The organism is Bradyrhizobium sp. USDA 376 (assembly GCF_054063675.1).
Window position 1 is genome coordinate 460,055 of the sequence record NZ_JBSSGN010000001.1, and the last position, 21,152, is coordinate 481,206.

A 21,152-nucleotide genomic window follows, 5' to 3' on the forward strand; every position below is an offset into this window, starting at 1 on the left:
CTACGAGCGACCCGGATTGGGAACTTGTCGGATTCCGTCCCCGCAGAACCTAGGCCACCAAACCCGCGCCGAATGGCTCGAGGCCGAGACCTCAATGCTTTGATACTAACTTCTCCAGCCTCATTCCACCGTGACCGATTTTGCAAGATTACGCGGCTGATCCACGTCCGCCCCCCTTGCGACCGCGGTATGGTAAGCCAAGAGCTGGACCGGAATGGCATAGACCAGCGGCGTAAAGCTTGCGACCATTGCCGGCAGCACGATGGTCAGGAGCGTGTCTACCATCGCTTCAGACGCACCCTTCGCATCGGTGATCAGGATGATCTTGCCGCCCCGAGCGGCCACCTCTTGCATGTTAGAGACGGTCTTCTCGAAGACCTCGTCGTAAGGCGCGATCACCACCACAGGCACAGCCTCATCGATCAGTGCGATCGGGCCGTGCTTGAGCTCGCCGGCGGCGTAGCCCTCTGAGTGGATATAGGAAATTTCCTTCAACTTGAGCGCGCCCTCCAAGGCCAAGGGGGCCGATGTGCCACGACCGAGATAGAGTACTGTCCTCGCGCCGGCGATATAACGCGCGAGCTTCTCAAGCTGGGGCTCGACCAACAGGGCCGCAGCAATCAATCGCGGCACCTCAATGAGCTCGCGCACGAGCTGCGATTCATCGATTTCAGACAGCTTACCCCGCTCCTTAGCTGCTCTGACGGCAAGCACCCCCAATACCATCAGCTGGCAGATAAATGCCTTGGTGGAAGCGACGCCGATTTCTGGCCCTGCCAGGGTAGGCAAAACGGATTCGCTCTCGCGCGCAATCGTCGACGTCGGTACATTAACCACAGATATCGTATGCAAGCCCTTGCCCTTGGCGTATCGCAAGGCAGCTAATGTGTCAGCGGTTTCGCCCGATTGCGAGATGACTATTGCGAGATCGCCTCGGCGCAAAGGCGCCTCCCTGTAGCGGAATTCAGAGGCTACATCGACGTCGCAAGGCAAACGCGCGAGCCTCTCGAACCAGTATTTGGCGATGTGCCCAGCGTAGCTAGCCGTGCCGCACGCAGTAATTGAAATGCGCTGAATGCAATTAAAGTCGAAGGGCAACGCGAGCGGCAGGGCGACGCGTTTGGCCGCAACATCGAGATAATGCGCCAATGTCTTGCCGGCCACTGTCGGCTGCTCGTGAATTTCTTTGGCCATGAAGTGGCGGTAATTCGCTTTGTCCACAAGGAGCGCTGATACGCCAGATTTTGATGTTTCCCGCTGGACGATAGAGCCGTCTGCACCATAAATCACGCACGTTGCGCGCGTAAGCACGGCCCAGTCGCCGTCTTCAAGGTAGGTGACGGTGTCGGTCAAAGGTGCGAGCGCAATTGCGTCCGAGCCTAGATACACTTCGCCGCGACCATGTCCGATCGCGAGCGGCGAGCCCTTGCAAGCACCGATCAAAAGATCGTCGTTCGCTTTGAAAAGGAATGCCAACGCGAAGGCACCACGCAGTCGCGGCAGTGACGCCTGTACCGCATCCTGGGGCGAGTAGCCATTCTTGAGATAGGAATCGACGAGATGCGCCACTACCTCGGTGTCCGTCTCCGAGTTAAAGCCGGCTCCATTCCGCTCCAACTCGGCTCGCAGCTCGCGGAAATTCTCAATGATCCCGTTATGAACGACCGCGACATTCTCCGTCGCATGCGGATGAGCATTGCTTTCGGTCGGCTTTCCATGAGTCGCCCAGCGGGTGTGACCGATGCCAGCATGCCCCGACGGCGGACAATAGCGCAGCTGCTCCTCAAGGTTCCTCAGCTTACCTTCGGCGCGGCGGCGCTCGATCCGGACTCCTTCGAGAGTTGCGAGGCCCGCGGAATCGTAGCCACGATATTCCAATCGCCTGAGCGACGCGACCAACTTATCAACGACCGGACCACGGCCCAAAATGCCAACAATTCCACACATATCAATCCATGCAGCCCAGCTTCAAGAAGTCTGACGTTCCTCCAACAGGAGCACCGTCGCAAACTTCGTTTGCCCAAAGGTAACAGGTTTAGGTTCGGGATTTTCAGCGGGCGCCTTTATCACCGCCGCATTCTCTGGCCTCATTTAGATCTCCCGGCCATCATCGCTTCGCCCAGCTAGATTCCGCTTTTGGCTGGCCGATCGAAGAAACACTGCGATGCCATCGCCATTGGCGTGACTGCCTGAAGCAGAATCAGATGCGCTAGTGCGCCTGCACGGCGCATCCAAGTCCGCCCAAACAGGCTCGCTCGACGGCCTCACTAACTGTCGCCGGCGCAACAAGCCGCTGCCAAGATGTATCAAATAGTCTCGCTCCATAGATTGAGGGCATTCGAACAGAACGGAAAGCCAATTATCCTACGGTGAAGCAGGTTATCTTGCTTGGCTCACTCTCACCGAGGAGCCATTTCAGGACGCAGTTTGTGTTCTCAGAAGAAGCGAGAAGCGATGCCAGCTTGCCGGGCACGGTCAATATGGCAACAACTGAGTCCTCGCGTCTCACTAATCATTCTCCCGGGCGAGTGACGCTTCGTCTGGGCTTCGCTCCATTTCAGACAGAAAGATGAGATCTGCCCACGTTCCGCATAGTCCCTGCTCATCTCTTTGCGCAGCTGCTCCCGACTTGCTGGAAACACACTTGCGATGAGGGTTTAAGAGACTTTTCATGATTGGACAGAGGCAACTTATGCCCGGTCAAGTTAGAGGACTGGCATCAAAGCTCCATTGTACGAACGTAAGATTTCGATATCGAAACGTTACAAAGTCTATACCAACGTTTGCCTTTCTTTCTCATTCTGTTTTGCATCAGGCCGTCCATTGCCTACCCGCAATTAGCAAAGCGGCGCTGATTATGAGCCGCGAAGGCTACGTCTTCTAGTCGGAAGTCTCACCACGTCACTCTTCCGCGCCATGAGGGACCAAACGGAAAACATACCTGCGCGCGTGGAAAGATAAGGACCCCAGAAATATCGCGAGGAGGCAAAGCGCCCCCGAGCGCGTCTAACAGGGCCTACCATCCATCCCGCCTGCTTGGGATCGTCGCCGTTGCGAGGGTTCGCTCGACTTTCATCTTTGAAGCTCATGCGCCGGCATCATTCAGTCCACCTAAATCAATGTATATGGTGTGTTTTCCTGAGTCCGGTGTATGACTTGGCTTGCCGAGCGTATCCTTTAATTGCGATGGAGCGCGCATCCGCATATCGATCTTTTCGAGAAGCGGCTTCGCAATGATTTCTCAGAGTGCAGCTCTTTCCGGTGCAACTAAGGAAGACCATGACGGTTCGCAACTCAAAGGGGCGTGTCGCTCTCATCACCGGCGTGACCGGTCAGGACGGCGCCTATCTCGCCGAATATTTGCTGTCGCTCGGCTATGTCGTGCACGGCATCAAGCGGCGCTCGTCCTCGTTCAACACCGCGCGCGTCGATCACCTCTATCAGGACCCGCATGTCGGCAACGTTCCGTTCCTGATGCACTATGGCGACATGACGGATTCGACCAATCTGATCCGCCTGGTGCAGCAGATCCGGCCGACCGAGATCTACAATCTCGCAGCTCAAAGCCACGTCGCCGTCAGCTTCGAGAGCCCGGAATACACCGCCAATGCCGACGCCATCGGCGTGCTGCGCCTGTTGGAAGCGATCCGCATCCTCGGCATGGAGAAGGAGACGCGGTTCTACCAGGCCTCGACCTCCGAGCTCTACGGCCTGGTGCAGGAGATCCCGCAGAAGGAGACGACGCCGTTCTATCCGCGCTCGCCCTACGGCGTTGCCAAGCTCTACGGCTACTGGATCACGGTGAACTACCGCGAAGCCTACGGCATGTTCGCGTCGAACGGCATCCTGTTCAACCATGAGAGCCCGATCCGCGGCGAGACCTTCGTGACCCGCAAGATCACCCGCGGCGTCGCGCGTATCGAGGTCGGGCTGGAACAGACGCTCTATCTCGGCAATCTCGAAGCCAAGCGCGACTGGGGCCATGCCAGGGACTATGTCGAGGGCATGCACAAGATCCTGCAGGCCGACAAACCCGACGACTTCGTGCTCGCCACCGGCGAGATGCGCTCGGTGCGCGAGATGGTCGAGCTGTCCTTTGCCCATGTCGGCCGTCGCATCGCCTGGCGCGGCAAGGGCGTCGAGGAGACCGGCGTCGACGAGACGAGCGGCAAGATTGTAGTGAAGATCGATCCGACCTATTTCCGTCCGACCGAGGTCGATCTTCTCGTCGGCGACGCCAGCAAGGCGCGCGAGGTGCTCGGCTGGACGCCGAAGCGCAGCTTTGCCCAGCTCGTCGAGGAGATGATGACGAGCGATCTGGCGGAGACAAAACGGGATGCGGCCAGTGGCAAACGCACCGTTTGAGCTGAGGGGCAAGAGCGTCTACGTCGCCGGCCATCGCGGCATGGTCGGAGCCGCGCTGGTGCGCCGGCTGGCACGGGAGGAGGTGCGGCTCGTCACGGTCGACCGGCGCGAGGTCGATCTCTGCAACCAGGCCGCCGTGTTCGACTGGTTCGCCAGGACGCGGCCGCAAGTGATCTTCCTCGCCGCGGCCAAGGTCGGCGGCATCGTCGCCAACAACACGCTGCGCGCCGAGTTCATCTACGACAACATCGCGATTGCGGCGAACGTGATCCAGGCCGCGCATCAGAACGGCGCCGAGAAGCTAATGTTTCTGGGCTCGTCCTGCATCTATCCGAAGCTGGCGCCGCAGCCGCTGCGCGAGGATTCCGTGCTCACCGGTCCGCTGGAGCCGACCAACGAGCCCTATGCGATCGCCAAGATCGCCGGCATCAAGATGGCGGAGGCCTATCGCAGCCAGTATGGCAGCGACTTCATCAGCGTGATGCCGACCAATCTGTACGGCCCCGGCGACAATTATCACCCCGAGCTGAGCCACGTCGTCGCCGCGCTGATCCGCCGCTTCCACGAGGCGAAGGTTTCGGGAGCGAAGCGCGTCATCGTGTGGGGCACCGGCACGCCCCGGCGCGAGTTCCTCTATGTCGACGACATGGCGGATGCCTGCGTGCACCTGATGAAGACCTATTCGTCGCCGGAACCGGTCAATATCGGCACCGGCGAGGACATCACCATCGCCGATTTAGCACTGATGGTCGCGGCCGCCGTCGGCTTTCGCGGTGAAATCAGCTTGGATACGTCGCGCCCGGACGGAACGCCGCGCAAGCTGCTGGATGTTAGTCGGCTGTCCAGACTCGGCTGGCGAGCCACCACCTCGCTCACGGAAGGCATTCAGCTGGCATACCGGGTGTTTTGCGCTGAGAGAGACGGACGGCTCCAGAGTGATCTGCTCGTTCTCGACAAGGCAGCCTGCATCACCGGCTAGATCATATCGAGCAATGTTCCGAAGGGGCTGAGCCTTGCGATGATCTGTCAGCCCTCCTTTTTGATCAAGAGAGCACCGATTCTCCTTTGGTCGAGCTTGGGCGTCAGGTCTCCGTGAATACCCGGCGCCGCTTTAACCTGGGGCGGCAGCAGCGGATCTCCGACTGTTAACCGCCGAAAAGATGCGCCCAGTTTGGCACCAAGCACGCGAAGTTCTCGATGTGTAAAGAACCGTGAAGTGGTCCTAAGCTCCTTCGCGCGTCACACTAGCAAACCTAGATGATTTGATGGTCATGCTTTGTTACCTCGGCATCAGCAGCGCTGGTGAAGTCGCGCTCGGCGAGGTTCGCGCGGACGACACCCCCATTACCACGGTGATCGGACGCGATCGCGACATAGACCGCCGGGAGCACGAATAGCGTGATCAGCGTGCCCGCAGACATGCCAGCGGCGAGAACGAGTCCGATCGAGAACCGGCTCGCGGCGCCAGCTCCGGTTGCCGTCAACAAGGGTATGAAGCCCGTGACCATTGCCGCCGTGGTCATCAAGATTGGGCGCAGTCGGACACGCGCCGCCATCTCTATAGCCGAGCGACGGTCAAATCTCTCCTTGAACTGCAGCTCATTGGCGAACTCAACCATTAGGATGCCGTGCTTTGAAATCAACCCGACCAGTGTCAACAGTCCAACCTGGGTGTAGATGTTCATGGTCGCCCAGCCGAGGAACGGCGGAATCAAGGCGCCGACCATTGCCATCGGCACGCTGATCATGATGATGAGCGGATCGCGCAGACTTTCGAACTGCGCCGAAAGCACTAAGAATATGATGATGAGGGCAAATGCGAAGGTAATCGCCAATTGATTACCCTCGTGCACGTACTGGCGGGCGTCGGCCAGGAAGTCGTAACTGAAGCCTGGGGGCAGTTTCTTCGCCTCGGCTTCTAGGAAATCCACGGCCTGTTCGATCGTGACGCCGGGCATCGGCACGGCCTGAAAGGTCGCGCAGTTGAGCTGGTTGTAGTGGGTGAGCGCATTCGGATCGGTCGCAGTCTCGGTGGAGACTACGGTAGACAGCGGAAGCATCGATCCCGTCGCAGTCTTCACATAATAGCTTCCGATTGATTGCGGCACTAGCCGTTCCTCTCGCGGCACCTGCGGGATCACCTCGTAGGAGCGGCCCTGCAGATTGAAGCGGTTGACGTAATTTCCCCCAAGTAAGGTGGCGAGCGCGTTACCGACGATCTGCATGGTGATGCCAAGCTCGTTAGCCTTCGATCGATCAACCTTGATTCGTACCACCGGCTGGTTGAACTCGAGGTCGGAGTCGCTCACCATGAAGAGGCCGCTCTTCTGCGCGGCATCCTTCAACTTTGACATCTGCTCGTGGATGGATTGAAAGCCAAGAGTCGAATTGATCACCATCTGGACTGGTAGGCCACCAGAACCGCCCGGCAGCGGAGGCAAGCTAAAGGCAAACGCGTTGATGCCTTCGATTTTGGATAGCTCGGCCTGAACAAGCGACTTTAGTACAATCGATGATCGCTTGCGTTCGTCCCAAGGCTTGAGCAACATGCCGGCCATGCCACTCTGCTGGCCGCCAATGCCATTGAACACGAAGCTCAAGTCAGTCTCTGGAACTTTTTTCAACGCGCTTTCAAGCTTGGTGCCATAATAGTCGAGGTAGTCGATATTGGCGTATTTCGGCGCCTTAGTTAGCGCGAATATGATACCTTGATCCTCCTCCGGCGCTAGTTCCTTGGAAATATGCATATAGAGAAAGCCGACAAGTCCCAACATGGTCAGCGCAAATAGGCCGGTAATTGGGCGATAGTCGAGCGAACGGTCGAGCTTGCGGCCGTACCATCGTGTTACGGCACTGAACCCGCGGTTCACAAGCCTTGCAAATCGTCCCCCCTTGGCGCGCCTCAGGAAGAGAGAGCACATCATGGGCGACAGCGTCAAAGCGACCACACCGGACACGATCACCGCTCCTGCCAGCGTGAACGCGAATTCGCGGAACAGGCCACCGGTGAGGCCGCCAAGGAATCCGATCGGGGCATATACCGCAGCCAAGGTAATCGTCATGGAGATAACCGGACCGACGATCTCGCGCGCGCCCCTTGTAGCAGCCTGTAGCGGAGCCGCTCCTTCTTCTAAATGGCGATGAATATTCTCCACCACCACGATTGCGTCGTCGACCACGAGGCCGATCGCGAGAACCATCGCAAGGAGCGTCAGGAGGTTGAATGAGAACCCCAGCGCCAGCATCATGCTGCAGACACCAACGAGAGACAACGGAATAGTAACCACAGGAATGATGACGGACCGCAGCGAGGCCAGGAAAAGAAAGATCACGACGACCACAACCACGACGGCCTCAATGAGCGTCTTCTTCACTTCGTCGATCGATGATTGAATAAACTTGGATGAGTCGTAGGCCACTTTCATCTTCAGCGGCGGCGGCAGGTTACGCTCCATTTCAGGAAACAGCGCCCGAACGCCTCGCACTATGTTTAGCGGATTGCCTTCCGGGCTCGCTTGCACGCCGACAAAGACCGCGTGGTCGCCGTTCATCGTGACGGTAGTGTCCGTCATCTGCGCGGCAAGTTCGACTACCGCAATGTCTTCCATGCGCACAAAGCCACCGTCATTCGCCTTGACAATCATACGCTTGAAATCGTCAACACTCCGCAAATCCGTATTTGCTGTGACATCGGAGATAGTGAAATAGCCCTTGGTCTGGCCTGCCGCAGCCTGGAAGTTGTTAGCTGCGATTGCAGCCGAAACTTCAGCCGGCGATATGCCATGCCCAGCCATTTTCGCAGGGTCTAGCCATAGCCGCATCGCAAAACTCTGGCCGCCTAGGATGTCAGCCGCTGAAACGCCGTCGACGGTTGAGATAACCGGTTGCACGACGCGCGTGAGGTAGTCGGTGATCGCGTTGGCCGCTAGCTCATCGCTGGAGAAAGCGATATACATGACAGCATTCGTCTGACCGCTCGACTTCGTGACGACTGGATCGTTTGATTCCTTCGGGATCAGGTATTTGACTGAGTTGACCTTGGAGAGCACCTCCGTGAGCGCTTCGTTTGGATTGAAGTTCAGCTTGATGTAAACTAGAATAGTCGAGACACCAAGCATAGACGAGGAACTGATGTAGTCGACGCCTTCGGCGGACGCGACTGCTTGCTCCAGGGGAGTGGTGATGAACCCCTGGATCATGTCGGCCGAGGCGCCAGGATAGGCAGTCGTGATATTGATGACCGTATTGGTTAGCTTCGGATATTGCCGGATCGGCAGTAGGACCGCGGCGCGCAAGCCGATCAGCAAGATCAGGAAACTCACGACGATTGACAATACCGGACGTTTGATGAAAAGCGCGGTAAATGTCATGTCAACTCGTATTCGGGATTGGGATGTAAATCTGCCACCAACTTTAAGGCAATGGTCAGCAATGCGGCGACTGTGCTAGAGCCCCCGCTGTAGAGCTCGTGCCCTTTTTGCGTTTATCGGCGAAAGGCCCGACAAGAATAGTTGATTAGAACGCAACGACTTCTAGCCGGGCATTAGTTCAGGCTTCGCACTTCGACATCGGAATTACAAACGACCTGACCGGTACTCAACTCTACAAAGGTAAGTGAGTGATATAGCATCGGCTGCAAAGCACTATACCAAGGTTTATCGAGTTCGCCGCTGATCACCGTCGCAAGACTTGCGGAGTTGCTAAACACAAATTTTTAGCCCCGCATATTCAGTGCGCGCCCGCTATCGCTTCGCTAACTCGCCGAACAAAGCCGTCTCGGGGCTTGCCCTCTGCTGCCAGTTCGATATGCCTCTCGGAACAGTGCTTTGAGCGTTTCTGTCAGCTCAATAAGCTGCGCTCTGGCTTGTCCACGCCTTGCGCTACCGAGTTGGCAACGCCAATACCACTTTGTCGATCCGACGCGTTGAGCCAACGTAGGCGGCCGTACATAGCGCCGCGGGGAGTCGCAGTGGACTATCGGCGGTTTTGGGCGTGTCACCGTCGATAAGTCAAGATACTGCAATGTGTCAACCGCCTCCAAATGCCTTGGCAGCCGCAATCAGCTTTTGTACGTTGCACTCTCCAGACCGAAAATCATCGAGCGCCGCGGGCAGCCCCTGGTTGATTGCAAGGGCCTGCTGCGCGCTTCCTAGCTGAGATAGCGATTGCGACTACTCATGGCGGGCCCATCCTTTTCACGAACCGTCGGTACGGTGACGATCTCGATCGGGACATTGAGATCAACCACCATGCGACACACGACTACGCATTGCTGAACATCCTTCTGGCCAAAAAAGCGACGTGGGGCTGCACCATGTTGAACAACTTGCAGACGACAGTCGCCACACCGCGAAAATGTCCGGGCCTGAAAGCGCCGCATAGAGGTTTCGCGAGGTCGCCAGGTCCAACAAAGGTTTCGAAATTGCTCGGATAGACTTCCTGTGCATCGGGCGCGAAGAGGATCGCAACACCAGATCCCGGCACAGTTCTTCATCGCGCAAGAAGTCGCGCAGATAGGTGCTGAGATCTTCATTTGCTCCGAACTGAGTGGGGTTAACGAAGATGCTGACGACGGTCACATCGCATTTTGCTTGGCTCGCTGCGATCAGCGCCAGGTGGCCATCGTGGAGATAGCCCACCGTCGGCACAATCCGGCCCTTTGATTGGCACTGCGGGATTTTGCGAGAGTGCGGCGAAGTTCAGCGACGCTCGTGATAATTTGAGGTGGATGGCGCCCAGTTGGCAATTGCCTCCCCAACGCCTTCGGGAAGCCGATAGGACTCTTGCGGGCCGGGGAACGCGCCACGGCGGACATCCGCTGCCCCGCGCGAAAGCGCATCATGGAACTGCTGAAAGCCTTCCGTATAGGCGGGAACGAATTTGGGGCGATGACCTTCGGTTTGGCCCAGCACGTCATGAAACAGAGCACCTGCTCTGAACAGTCTGGGCCCGAGCCGATTCCGATCGTCGGTATTGTCAAGGAATCGCTTACTCGAGCAGTAAGCTCAGCCGGAGTGCCCTCCAATACCAAAGCGAAACAGCTGGCCTCCTGCAGACGATGAGCATCATCGAGCAAACGCAGCGCTTCATCCACTTTGCGGCCCTGCACTTTGAAGCCGCCCATGACATTAACGCTCTGCGGAATAAGACCGAGATGACCCATCACGGGAATCTCGCAATCGACAATGGCACGCACCATCTCGATTCTTTTGCCACCGCCCTCGAGTCTCGCCGCAGCTGCTCCTCGCTGCAGAAATCCGCCAGCATTTCGTATGGTCTCCTCAACGCTGACGTGGAAGCTAAGAAAGGACATATCGGCGACGAGCAAGGCACGCGGTTTGCTGCGTACGGCGGCTTCGAGGTGATGGTTCATCATCGCAACACTTACTGGAGGCGTGTTTTCGAATCCAAGGCAGACGTTACCCCCGCTGTCACCGACGAGACTGATATCGATGGAAGGATCCGGGATAGGCGCCGCAACCGCGTCGTAGGCAGTCGTCATGACTAGACGCCGGCCGTCCTGCTTCCACCGCTGCAGGAGGGGAATTGTGATGCGGTCGACCGGTTGCTCCGAAACGCGACTCATTTGAACTCAGTTCGATTTTTAGCTGCGAACTGACAAAGCTTTGAACTTCAACCAACTCGCCGCCTATTGCAAAGTTATAGCGATCCCCAGCGCTCGAGTTGATCGAGTATCCCACGCGATCAGCAGTCTGGTTGCTACAATTCTTCAGCGTCAATCCGCTCTTCGTCGCTGTCCAAGAAGGACAAAGGGCAAAAAGTGAGTTGCGTATGGGCTTGGTGGATCCGCGCACCAGCGCCGTTGAGAACACACCATCGCGAGGCACGTGCGCGAGAATGACATAGGTCGAAGTCGCCCATAGGAGTTCTTGTTCCATATCTCCACAAGCCCATCGGTGGAATGGCCACTTCGAAATAAGGATGTGGATCGAGGGTGGCGGAACCGCGACAATGAAGATTGGCCTCCAGCACATCCTTCGCAGCGACTACTTTTCTCGCCAAGTGTTTTGCGCACCCGCGACTTCCCTGTGAGAGCGGAAGAAATCTGTCGACCCGCCAAGAAGAAAGGAAAGACCCTCTCGGAAATCACCCGCAGATGGTGAAAATTCCTTTTGGTTGCGTCATCAACGCCAGAAGGCTTCCTTCGCTTGCTGTAGGTCTTGCGGGCGTGTTCGGCTTCGGCCGATTCGCGGGCCGGCTGTCGCGTCGGACCGATCGGGTTTACTTCTACAGCGCACTTTTGATGCATCGATTTTTTCCAGTGTTAAATCCACCGAGGTGAGCATAAGGCGGCATGCAACAGATTGTATTTCTGAGCCGATTGATCGGTAAAGAGCTCCTATAGAGTTTTGTACCGATGTGCTTGAGACCGAGGCGTCCGTCTCGGCAGTCCTCCCCCGCAGGCTGCTCTGTCCTGTCCGGTCCATTAACCGCTGGCCTATATGGTCACCTTGCCGAGCTTTTTGATACCGACCCGGATCGGGTCCGCCGGAATGCTCACGTTCATAGCGTCGCTCCGGCTCAGCCGGGCCCAGGTTGCGCAATCGGTTTAATCCCAGCCGGCGCCGGATAGGGCTGAAGGTCGCCGGCGACACTACCGGCCTCGATTGAGATCTGTTTGACCTGTGGCGCTGTCGTCCCAACGTTCCGGCTTCTGCGCATGGGAAGGCAGGATTTGGCTTGGATAAAAGAGGTCTTGTGGAGCGATCACGGTCCATCCACTCCTTCCTCGCCGAACGCTTAAACTTGGCGACCGTCCTCGCCGAAAACGGCGAGTTGCAGCGCACTGCAGCCTTCGTTAGGCCAGCCTCGATCAAGATTGGCGCCATGGCCTTTCGGCGTCAATGGCGCATTCTTGGGGGCGTTCATCCGATCCTTAAGGGGTAGGCTAAAGCTTCGGCAGGTTGCTTCCTCGTTCAGGACCGGATGGACAACCTACTGAAAGCTCACACCTCATGGTCTCACAGACATCCTACCCGAACTGGTTGCCCCCCCATGCGGCCCCTCTAGAGGCGCGCGTATGCGCGCAGCGATCTGTCGCGCTTTTCGGCCGCAGGTTGGGTTCCACGCAATCGAGTATGGCCAGCATCGCCAGAACTTCGTCGACGTTAAATGTGGCCGCCCTGCGATCTGATAGTCCCAGAGACCGATGGGGGGCGCGGACCCGATTGGCTGCAAGCACCGCAAGCGCTTGCGGCCGCAAGGACGTAATATGCCGCTCGAATATATGCATTCGTTGGCCTGTAGCTGCCCTGTGGGCATGATGTCGCGAGCGCTGGTGGCCAACCCGGTCGCAAAGACTGGGGCTGGCCACCTTTGCTCCCAAGAGGCTCCAATTCTCAAGGGCTACAAAGTTGTATCTTCGAGAAGTACCAAGGGGCACCTACCAAAATCGGTGGCTCCCCTCCTCGTCGGCGACTCTCTAAGCTAGTTTTTGCCTTGAATTGGAGACACCAGCACGACCAGACACATGCACGTTGCATGAACAAGAAAACATGCCAATCGCACATGAGCGACGCAAGTATGTGGGCAGAGTCAATCGAGGCGGAGCACGATAGAAAGCCGCTGGAAAGTTATCCGAGACCCTCGTAGACCGCGATGAGGAGTACCTCGTTGAAAAATGGGCGACGCTGCCGGCGTCGCTCGTCGGCACGCCTGGCGGAGAGAATGGCACGAAGATAAGGGTGGAGGGGATTCAGCCACGCAGTCTTCTTCCCTTCCAAAGTATTGCTGATGATTGATCGGAAGCAGTGCGGGCGCGACCCGGTGCCGTTTGGTTGCGCTGGAGCAGGCGCTGTCCCTACCCGCCCGCCAGTTGAACTTAGCAGAACTTGGCTCGGCGCTTATCTCCCCGCGGACACACAGGGGCAGCGCTCTGTCCCTGCAGCTAACCTGCTCCAAACTCAGCTTCAAGCGGCGGCAAGAAGCTGATCGGGAGCTTATCGCCAGCGGACCGAGTGAAACCGCCAAAAAACGAGAACTAACTCGTGAGTTGGAAGCAGTGCGAACGCGGTTCGGCGCCTGACGGCCTGGGGCATCATGAGGCACTAACCCTGCCGCATCCGCACTGCAATGAGCTTAACGGAAGCGTAACTCAGCACATGGTGGTCCTTCAGCTCATGCGCTGTCCCTGCCACGCTCCCGTTAAACCCAACGATTCTTTATCGAGCCTGGCTTACCGAAAGCTGACAGACCTGCGCAGCAATTTACAACGAAAGGCGGCCTATGTGGCCGCTGGCAGTTGAGAGCAATTACGACGTTTACGCCTCAGACAATAGCCATTCGGCGCGCTTGCGATCAGCGGCAACCGCTCCGCGCTAAACGCCCGTGGCGTTCAGTTGGTCAAGCTCCACGTTGGTTTGTCGTATTGAAGACGATTGTGCCCGTTTCTCAAAATGCGTTACCAAGCTCCATCAGGCCCATCAGCGAGGCGCAAAGCGAACGGAAAGCAGCGGATGCGGCTCGGCGCCCATATCCATCCGGGGAGGGTGGACAAATGCGCTATCTCTGCCGCATCCGCTTCGCCGGCGAGCCAGGAGCGACATGACTCGGCACCTCCCATGGAGGAAGGAAGGCGCTGTCCCTATCAAGCGCCGCTGGCACAGTAGTCAGCCTCGGGGAGCACAAGGCTAGCCACCCGGCTTTCCCGTGAGGCCCGTCGCCTCAGGGTACAGCGGGACTTTAGCGACAAGGCGGCCTCGGGAGACCTACCAGCATTGGTGGTCATACACACTTAATCGAGAAACTGTTGGTCAAACTTGAAGACCAAGCGAGTTCAGTGCCTAGTGCTCCAGAACGATCAGGCGGCGCCAGGGGCGCCGCTTTCTCCCCATATTTCTGTTTCAGCTGCCGCAAGGAAAAAAGACCGAGCGCACCCTACAGCGTTGGCCAGCCGCAGCATTTCGTCACAACGCGGATGGCGAGCAGGGATGTCCTGCCGTCATGAAGCCGCCCGAGTTAAGAACGGCAACAAGACTTTGGGCAGCTCGCCGATCAAGCGGAGGGCGTTAGCCGCAAGGCTGACTCTTGGATCATCGCTGAACGGTGCGATTGTTTCCAGCGTCGTGAAACGGGCGTGCTGGACGGCGCATTCCTCGTTCTGTTCGAGCATGATCCGCAGTTGAGGTGCACGATGGCGTCTTCATTGGGAAAGATGGCGTCCCCCCTCGGTCCGACGAAGTGCATCTCTACCCCTTCGCGGGTCTCGAACTTCTTGCAGCGGCGGGTCCTTCCGGGCCCCCCTACGCGGGTGACCCGCGACCACTCGACTTTGCTAGATATAAAATTTCAAAAGGCACTTTCTGTTCTCGGATCGGCGTGGAACCCAGGGGTGGGCCTGCTCAGGAAAAAAATCCGGTCGGCTATTTTTGAGCCTGAAATTGATGTCTTCGTCCGTTCGTCATCGGGCGGCGCCAAGTGCGACCGAAACACGCTCGAAAGCATCTATACCAATTGAGACCGTATGGCTCCCAATCGGAGCCTCTATCCATGATCGTTATCGGCCTCAAGGGCCTTATCGGGGCGGCAAGACCACCGTGACCCGCATCGAAAGCCACGGGTTTGTACGCGGCCGGTTCGCTGGCGCGCTGAAGCGACATGCTGCGCGCCTACCCACATTACCGGCGCTGCGACGAAGCCACCATCGAACGCATGATCGACGGCGACCTGAAGGAACAGCCGTTGCCCTAGCTCAGCGGCAAGTCGCCCCGGCCGGCTGCCCGCTGACGGCCCAAGAGCTGCGAAGCTACGCAAATACGCCAACGCACGTCGTCGAGATAGCGCTGGCAAAAAAGCTGACTGAGGCGCCGTGGGCAACGCAGTCGACGAGGATGTCGGCGAGACGCTCCAATCGCTTATCGACTTCGTCGGCGCCGATGCGCCGTACCAGACCTTGTTGCGGGTGGCCAGTCTAAGATCCGAGCTGTTACAGCGGCGTTGGCGATTAAGCTACGCGTTTCGTCTTTCATCTGATCCAACGAATATGACCGTTTTTGTGCCATGAATGATAGAGCCGCGACGAAGAGGGCCCGACTACCGCCAGTCGCCTGAAGCTCATTTTTCAACACTGGCCATACGATGATGCGACCGGGACCATGACGTCATCTAGCGAAGCTCTATCCGTTCTCTACGAGCCGCCGAGTCTGCCGCCGCGACTTCAGGAAGCCGCGGTCGGTTGCCATGAACTTGAAGAGCATGGGCGAGATAAGCTTCGCTGGGTCAACCATCTGTCCACTTTGGGCGGATAGTAAATCCGCATAAGCAAGCAGATCGCGATGTACGCTTGCGGGTAGCTCCGCAGTGATCTTTACCGGTTTGTCATCTGGAACGGCAGCAATTTTCAACTTCGACACAACATCTACCTCGCGTAAGGCTGAAGGATCAGATCGCGATTCACGATCACGCGGATCGGGAAGCCAGGACGTACCGTCAGCGTGGGCTGGATATTGAGACCGCGCCGAACTACCTGCTGTCCAGTTTGGTTTAGAGAGTCCGAGGCGCCGTGACGCAACGCCTGGATAATTGCGCTGTCGTTGCTGTTAGTGTCCGAGCCGGCACCCAGTTCCGTTCCGACGGCGAGAAACGTCGATAGTGCCGCAGCCTTGAAGAGTTCGCCCCAGTGATTGTCCACCTGGTCTTCTAGGCCAGCATAGCCAGCGGTGTCAGCGCCAGGCTGCCGCTCGAGAACTATAGAACGTCCATTCGGCATGATTAGCCGGGTCCAGACGAGCAGAACGCGAGACTGGCCGAAAGTGACCTGGCTGTCGTAGATGCCGATTAGACGCGCTCCCTGAGGCACGAGCAGAAAGCGACCGGTCGGCGTGTCAAAAACATTCTCGGTTACCTGCGCGGTAATTTGGCCTGGCAGGTCCGATCGGATCCCGGTGATCAGCGCCCCTGGAATCACCGTCCCGGCCTGCACGATGTATGGTGAAGCGGGCCTGATGACACGGTCAGGGCTTACCATGCGACGGTCCACGGAGGCATTCACGAAGGCAAGCTTGCGGTCCTGGCCGTTTTGCGCAGATCTATCCTCGCCAGTGCTCGTTGCGCTTGGTGATGCGAGGCGGTCGCCTCCAACCGCCGCAGCGGTGGGCGGACGCGCTCCTTCATTGGTCGCAGCGAACAAATGGCTGATGCGGGCTGCCTCAGTCTCTTGATCCCGGCGCTGCTGGTCTGGATCAGTGCCGATCGTCGGCGACTGGCCTTGAGCAGCAAGTATTGGTCGACCGAGGTCGCCGGGAAGCGGCGGACCAAGCTGCGGGATTGGCTGGCGCGGAACGCCAGCATAGTCCTTCGGCAGCGTCGTAATACCGTCGGCAACATTGTGGTGGTCGGTACTGTAAAGCTCATCGGCCGCTTGATTGCGGGAGCGATTGTTCTGCAGCGACCACAGCACCGCTCCGCCGATGACAAGCAGGGCAACCGCGCTCCCGCCGGCCAAGACCTTCCGCGACAACCGCGTCACGCGCGTGTGCTCTGCTCTCAAGCGGAAGCTCTCGGATGGCTCCACTTGTGTCTCCGGCGGAATAGCTTGCTCGTTTACATTCCGAGAGTTCATGACGACGGCCTCCCGCCGGTTCTGACAATCCTGACCTTCTTCTGGTGCTCACCACCAAGCCGCAGTTCGGCGGCAGCAAACAGCCGATCGACGATCAATACATTGCCGTCAGCGCGATAGTTGACGAGTTCGGTCTTGCCGTCTGGACCGATGACAAAGAGCGGAGGCATCTCGCCCTGCACGATGCCTTGCGGGAATTCGACATAGACCTTGCGGCCATCGTCATATGCGGCGAGCGGTCGCCAGGGAGGACTGTCCCCTTCGATGGCATAGCGGGAGATGCGCTGCGCCGGGTTCGGAAGAGCGGGTTTCAGAGCGACCGAACGCCATCGTTCCCGTGCGGTTTCAGGATAGTACCAGGCAACAGACGGCATGTATGGCCGTTCGCGGGATCGGAGTTCGATCAGGTAGGTGCGCCGGTCAGTGTTGACCACTAGGTTGGTTTCGATCGAAGCTCGGGTCGGCTTGACCAAGACATGGACGCGCCGTGTATCGCCGCTGCCGCTCTCGGTATCGCCCACGACCCAGCGTACAGTATCTCCGGCCGCGATCGGCCCTGATCCCGTCAACTGTTCTCCCTCCTCGAGCGCGATATCTGTGATCTGCCCCGGCGCGGCGTAAATCTGATAGAGCGCCCCGGGACTGTAGGCGTAGATTTGCGCAGCATTGAAATACCCCCGCTTGCGCGGTTCGACCCTGGCCGCATTGTTTGCCATCTCAACCCGGCTCACCGGTTCGACCTCTTCCTTCCCGGCCGACTTGCCTCCGAGAGCCGGCTTCCAGAGCGGCGGAACGTGAAGCGGTCGCAATCTGTCGTCGAGAGCCACGGGCGTCGCCGGCAGCGGAGGAACTTCAGTGTCATAGCTGATCTCCGGCGGAATGTATGTCGCGCACCCACCGAGCACGGACGAGCAAAGCATAAGAGCGGACAGAAGTGCACGCTTCGCGCTCACGAACCCGGGCCAAGTCGAATTGAGCCTGTTTTGCTGAATGGAACATTTCGAATGAATGTCAGACGGCGTCTTGGTCACTGACCCAACTCCTTTGACCAGTTGATGGCGCGGACATAGACGCCAAGAGGATTCTTGCGTAGGCGCTCGGCTTCGCGCGGCGTCTCGATCACGATTGTAAGAATTGCAGTCCAGCGCTCGGTCGAGTTCAACGCGCCATTGTCGTAGATGCGCTGGGTCCATGCGACCCGAAAGCTTTCCGACGACGCACGAATGACGCTCGAGACCTCGACAGAGATTTGCGCCTTACCCAGCTTGGCAAAGGGGTCGTTGCTGCGCGCGTAGTCGTTGAGCGCAGCGGCGCCGCGATCAGTCGTAAAATCATAGGCCCGCAGCCAGTTTTGGCGCAGAACGATCCCGTCTGCCGGTAGGCCTCTGACATCCTCGATAAAGCGTGCCAGATGATAGGCGATCTGCGCATCAGTGGGCTGATATTCAATGTTGGCCGGCGCAATCCGCTGAGCCTGACCGAGATGATCGACTTCGACCACCCACGGCGTGATCGAGCCCTGACTCGATTGCCAGACAAGGCCACCTGCGAGACCGGCTGACAGCGTCAGGCAGCCAAAAGCCATCAGGCGCCAGCTCTTGGCTTGCACGCGCGCTGATCCAATGCGTTCGTCCCAAACCTGCGCGGCCTTTTGATAAGGCGTAATCGGCTCGGGCATGCGCCCGTAGTGAACTGATGGCCGTTTGAACATCGATGGTTGCCCCTGATATCAAGTGATCGGTTTCAAGTCGTGCGATGGAATGGTTTGAGGCGCTGTGTGTGCGGCGGAGATGCAGGGTGCGTCTCAACGTTCTCCCTCGGACAAATCGACGGAGGAACCGCTACCACCATGATCGCCCGAGCGGACGGCGTGGCCAGCGGCCGAGGCACCATGCCGGATGGTCTGAGCACGCTTCATGCGGCGAGCCCAATCAGGCTGCCCTTCAGCCGGCGCGCTCGTGCCCTGCTCGCCCGCTTGGCTACCTCCGAAGGCAGCCGCTGCTCGACGCAAAGGACTCGTCGCAGCCGAAGCGCCAGCCTCCGCGACGCCGGCAAGGCCGCCGCTTCGATAGGCGGCTGTTGCTCCGCTGATGACAGCGCCGCCACCGCGCGCGCCGCCTGCAATCGCACCACCAGCGAGACCGGCACCGCCAGCGGCAAGTCCCGCGCCAGCCGCAACAATGCCGCCAGCAGCAAGGCCTGTTCCAATCGTGGCTCCGGCGCCGAGTTGGGGGCCGCCCGACACCAGGCCGTTTGCGATACCCGGACCGAAGATACCGAGGCCCAGCAAGGAAAGCGCCGCGAGCACCAGCGTCATCGCGTTTTCGATGGTTGGCTGTACACCGCCGAAACCTGCGGTGAACTGCGAAAACAGGGTGGAGCCGATGCCGACGATGACGGCCAGGACCAGGATCTTAATGCCGGAAGATATGACGTTGCCCAGAACGCGCTCCGCCGCGAAGGTGGTCTTGCCAAACAAGCCAAAGGGAATGAGCACGAAGCCGGCCAGTGTCGTGAGCTTGAACTCGATCAGGGTGACGAAGAGCTGGATCGCCAAAATGAAGAAGGCGAGCAGCACCACGACCCACGCGAACAGGAGAACGACGATCTGGACGAAATTTTCGAAAAAGCTGATGTAGCCCATCAGGTTGGAGATCGAATCGAGGAGCGGTCGGCCGGCATCAAGTCCGACTTGAGCGATCTTTCCAGGTCTCAAGAAATCCGATGCGGAGAGGCTTGCGCCTGATGCTTTCAGGCCAAGACCGGCAAAGCTCTCGAAGACGATGCGCGCCAGACTGTTCCAGTTACCGATGAGGTAGCCATCGCCGCCGACTGCACGAGCTTGGTCGGATGTGCACACGATCCGGGAATACGGATCGACTGCAATCCGAACTCCTCATAGAGCGCATCGGTGAGGCGGGCGCTTTCCGGCGGCGACCATTCGACGATCTTGTACGCAAGCTGCACACCTTCTGGCGCGCTCCCCGAAGTGGATGAGGGGCTGGGTGCAATGGCGCCGGCCGATCGGGAGATTGCAGGGCGCCTAATGACGTCGGCTACGACCGGCGCAGTGACGGGCAACCTCGGGGGCGCATGCTGGGTGACCCACTCGAGCAAGGCGGGGACATCGCCGGCCATGCCTTGCGAGGTGGGAAATGCCTTCGGATCGGCAGCGGGTAACTTGTCGATGACGAGCAGCCTCGTGTCCGTCTGAGTGCCGTGCTTGGCGTAGACGGCGCCGTCGATCGCGGCAGAAAACACGACCCGTCCGCGCTCCTGGAGGCGAACAAAGGCCTCTAGCCACGCCGGGTTATCCGGCGCAAGGCCCGCGCCAGCGATGGCGACGAGGCGTCCGCCATCGCGAAGACGCGCGAGCGCCGAAGCGATGTGCCGGAAGGCGGCGTCCGCCATTCGTCGATCGACATTCGCCACCGCGGAGAACGGCGGGTTCATCAGAACGACGCTCGGCACAACGCTCGCGTCGAGGTGGTCATCGATCTGAGCAGCATCGAACCGCGTGACGTTAACATCCGCGAATAGATGCTCGAGCAATCCCGCCCGGCTCTCGGCCAACTCGTTCAACACCAAGTCGCCGCCGGCGAGCTCGGCAAAGATGGCGAGCAAACCGGTCCCGGCAGAGGGCTCCAGAACGCGATCGGCGGATGTAATGGCGGCTGCGGTGCATGCAATCAGCCCAAGCGGGATCGGCGTCGAGAATTGCTGAAGCGCCTGACTGTCCTCGGAACGCCGCGTGTGGGTCGGCAGACGGTTCGCGACTTTCGCCAGCATCGGCAGCATGGCGGCCGTCGAGCCAGCCCTGGCCCGTATGGCCGGTCCGAACTTACGAAGGAACAGAACGGTTGCCGCCTCGCAGACGTCATAGGCGGTCTTCCAGTTCCAGGCGCCGGCCGCGTCGGAGGCGCCGAACGCAGCCTCCATGGCGCTACGCAGAACGACGGCATCGATGCGACGGCCGCGTTCGAGATCAGTCAACAGCTGTCGGGCCGCCCTGAGCGCGGCGGAGGTGAGAGTAGCAGCGGCGCGCATCGAGAGCGGCGCGGCGGCAGCGCCGCCGGCAAGAGATTCGGTCATGACAGGAATTCTTTCGGAGAGCAGGAAGGGGTCGAACCGCCAGGCGCTCTCCTCTGACCTGGACGGCTCAAACCCTTCCCGGCCCGCTCTCCCTCTCAGACCTCGGGCATAAAAA

The 21,152-nt window shown here is 58.9% G+C and carries 10 protein-coding genes and 3 pseudogenes; 3 read left to right on the top strand and 10 right to left on the bottom strand.

Features of this window, described 5'->3' with window-relative positions:
- Positions 1–120: 120 nt before the first annotated feature.
- Positions 121–1,947: a glutamine--fructose-6-phosphate transaminase (isomerizing) gene (gene glmS / locus ACVJ19_RS02035; RefSeq protein WP_453947820.1), complete on the bottom strand. Its 1,827-nt coding sequence runs from the start codon at positions 1,945–1,947 to the stop codon at positions 121–123.
- 1,332 nt (positions 1,948–3,279) lie between these two features.
- On the opposite strand from glmS, the gene gmd reads away from it, so the two are divergent.
- Positions 3,280–4,365, top strand: coding sequence for a GDP-mannose 4,6-dehydratase (gmd, locus tag ACVJ19_RS02040; protein WP_014498053.1), 1,086 nt, complete (start codon positions 3,280–3,282; stop codon positions 4,363–4,365).
- Entirely contained in the window at positions 4,337–5,344 is a 1,008-nt protein-coding gene (gene fcl, locus ACVJ19_RS02045) for a GDP-L-fucose synthase (protein WP_011084445.1), read from the top strand. The genes gmd and fcl overlap by 29 nt, the downstream gene beginning before the upstream one ends.
- Before the next feature lie 274 nt (positions 5,345–5,618).
- On the opposite strand, the gene ACVJ19_RS02050 is transcribed toward fcl, so the two are convergent.
- From ACVJ19_RS02050 to panB, 3 genes and pseudogenes are all read right to left on the bottom strand, one after another.
- Positions 5,619–8,735, bottom strand: coding sequence for an efflux RND transporter permease subunit (locus ACVJ19_RS02050; RefSeq protein WP_453947822.1), 3,117 nt, complete (start codon positions 8,733–8,735; stop codon positions 5,619–5,621).
- Between the two features lie 510 nt (positions 8,736–9,245).
- Positions 9,246–10,111, bottom strand: a pseudogene (panC, locus tag ACVJ19_RS02055) (pantoate--beta-alanine ligase).
- Positions 10,065–10,951 (bottom strand): annotated as a pseudogene (panB, locus tag ACVJ19_RS02060) (3-methyl-2-oxobutanoate hydroxymethyltransferase). Before panB ends, panC begins: the two co-directional pseudogenes overlap by 47 nt.
- A gap of 4,242 nt (positions 10,952–15,193) precedes the next feature.
- On the opposite strand from panB, the gene ACVJ19_RS02065 reads away from it, so the two are divergent.
- Positions 15,194–15,388, top strand: a complete 195-nt coding sequence (locus tag ACVJ19_RS02065; RefSeq protein WP_162131539.1) for a hypothetical protein — start codon at positions 15,194–15,196, stop codon at positions 15,386–15,388.
- Between the two features lie 112 nt (positions 15,389–15,500).
- Here the strand turns inward: ACVJ19_RS02065 and ACVJ19_RS02070 are convergent, their stop codons facing one another.
- The 6 genes and pseudogenes from ACVJ19_RS02070 to ACVJ19_RS02095 all read right to left on the bottom strand — a co-directional run.
- Positions 15,501–15,737, bottom strand: coding sequence for a DUF2274 domain-containing protein (locus tag ACVJ19_RS02070; RefSeq protein WP_011084436.1), 237 nt, complete (start codon positions 15,735–15,737; stop codon positions 15,501–15,503).
- 5 nt (positions 15,738–15,742) lie between these two features.
- Positions 15,743–16,945 (bottom strand): TrbI/VirB10 family protein, encoded by a 1,203-nt coding sequence (locus tag ACVJ19_RS02075; RefSeq protein WP_011084435.1) that lies wholly within the window; start codon positions 16,943–16,945, stop codon positions 15,743–15,745.
- Positions 16,942–17,976 (bottom strand): P-type conjugative transfer protein TrbG, encoded by a 1,035-nt coding sequence (gene trbG, locus ACVJ19_RS02080; protein WP_028144223.1) that lies wholly within the window; start codon positions 17,974–17,976, stop codon positions 16,942–16,944. Before trbG ends, ACVJ19_RS02075 begins: the two co-directional genes overlap by 4 nt.
- Positions 17,973–18,656 (bottom strand): conjugal transfer protein TrbF, encoded by a 684-nt coding sequence (gene trbF, locus ACVJ19_RS02085; protein ID WP_028144224.1) that lies wholly within the window; start codon positions 18,654–18,656, stop codon positions 17,973–17,975. Before trbF ends, trbG begins: the two co-directional genes overlap by 4 nt.
- 93 nt (positions 18,657–18,749) lie before the next feature.
- Positions 18,750–19,805 carry a P-type conjugative transfer protein TrbL gene (gene trbL / locus ACVJ19_RS02090; RefSeq protein WP_085974107.1) on the bottom strand — a complete coding sequence of 352 codons (1,056 nt, stop codon included), beginning with the start codon at positions 19,803–19,805 and terminating at the stop codon, positions 18,750–18,752.
- Positions 19,760–21,037 (bottom strand): annotated as a pseudogene (locus ACVJ19_RS02095) (SAM-dependent methyltransferase); the annotation flags it as partial. The pseudogene ACVJ19_RS02095 and the gene trbL, both read right to left, overlap by 46 nt.
- Positions 21,038–21,152 lie beyond the last annotated feature (115 nt).

Excerpts from the sequence above, each read along its gene's own strand:
- glmS (WP_453947820.1), bottom strand. The coding sequence starts at position 1,947 with ATGTGTGGAATTGTTGGCATTTTGGGCCGTGGTCCGGTCGTTGATAAG.
- gmd (WP_014498053.1), top strand. The coding sequence starts at position 3,280 with ATGACGGTTCGCAACTCAAAGGGGCGTGTCGCTCTCATCACCGGCGTG.
- fcl (WP_011084445.1), top strand. The coding sequence starts at position 4,337 with ATGCGGCCAGTGGCAAACGCACCGTTTGAGCTGAGGGGCAAGAGCGTC.
- ACVJ19_RS02050 (WP_453947822.1), bottom strand. The coding sequence starts at position 8,735 with ATGACATTTACCGCGCTTTTCATCAAACGTCCGGTATTGTCAATCGTC.
- ACVJ19_RS02075 (WP_011084435.1), bottom strand. The coding sequence starts at position 16,945 with ATGAACTCTCGGAATGTAAACGAGCAAGCTATTCCGCCGGAGACACAA.
- trbF (WP_028144224.1), bottom strand. The coding sequence starts at position 18,656 with ATGTTCAAACGGCCATCAGTTCACTACGGGCGCATGCCCGAGCCGATT.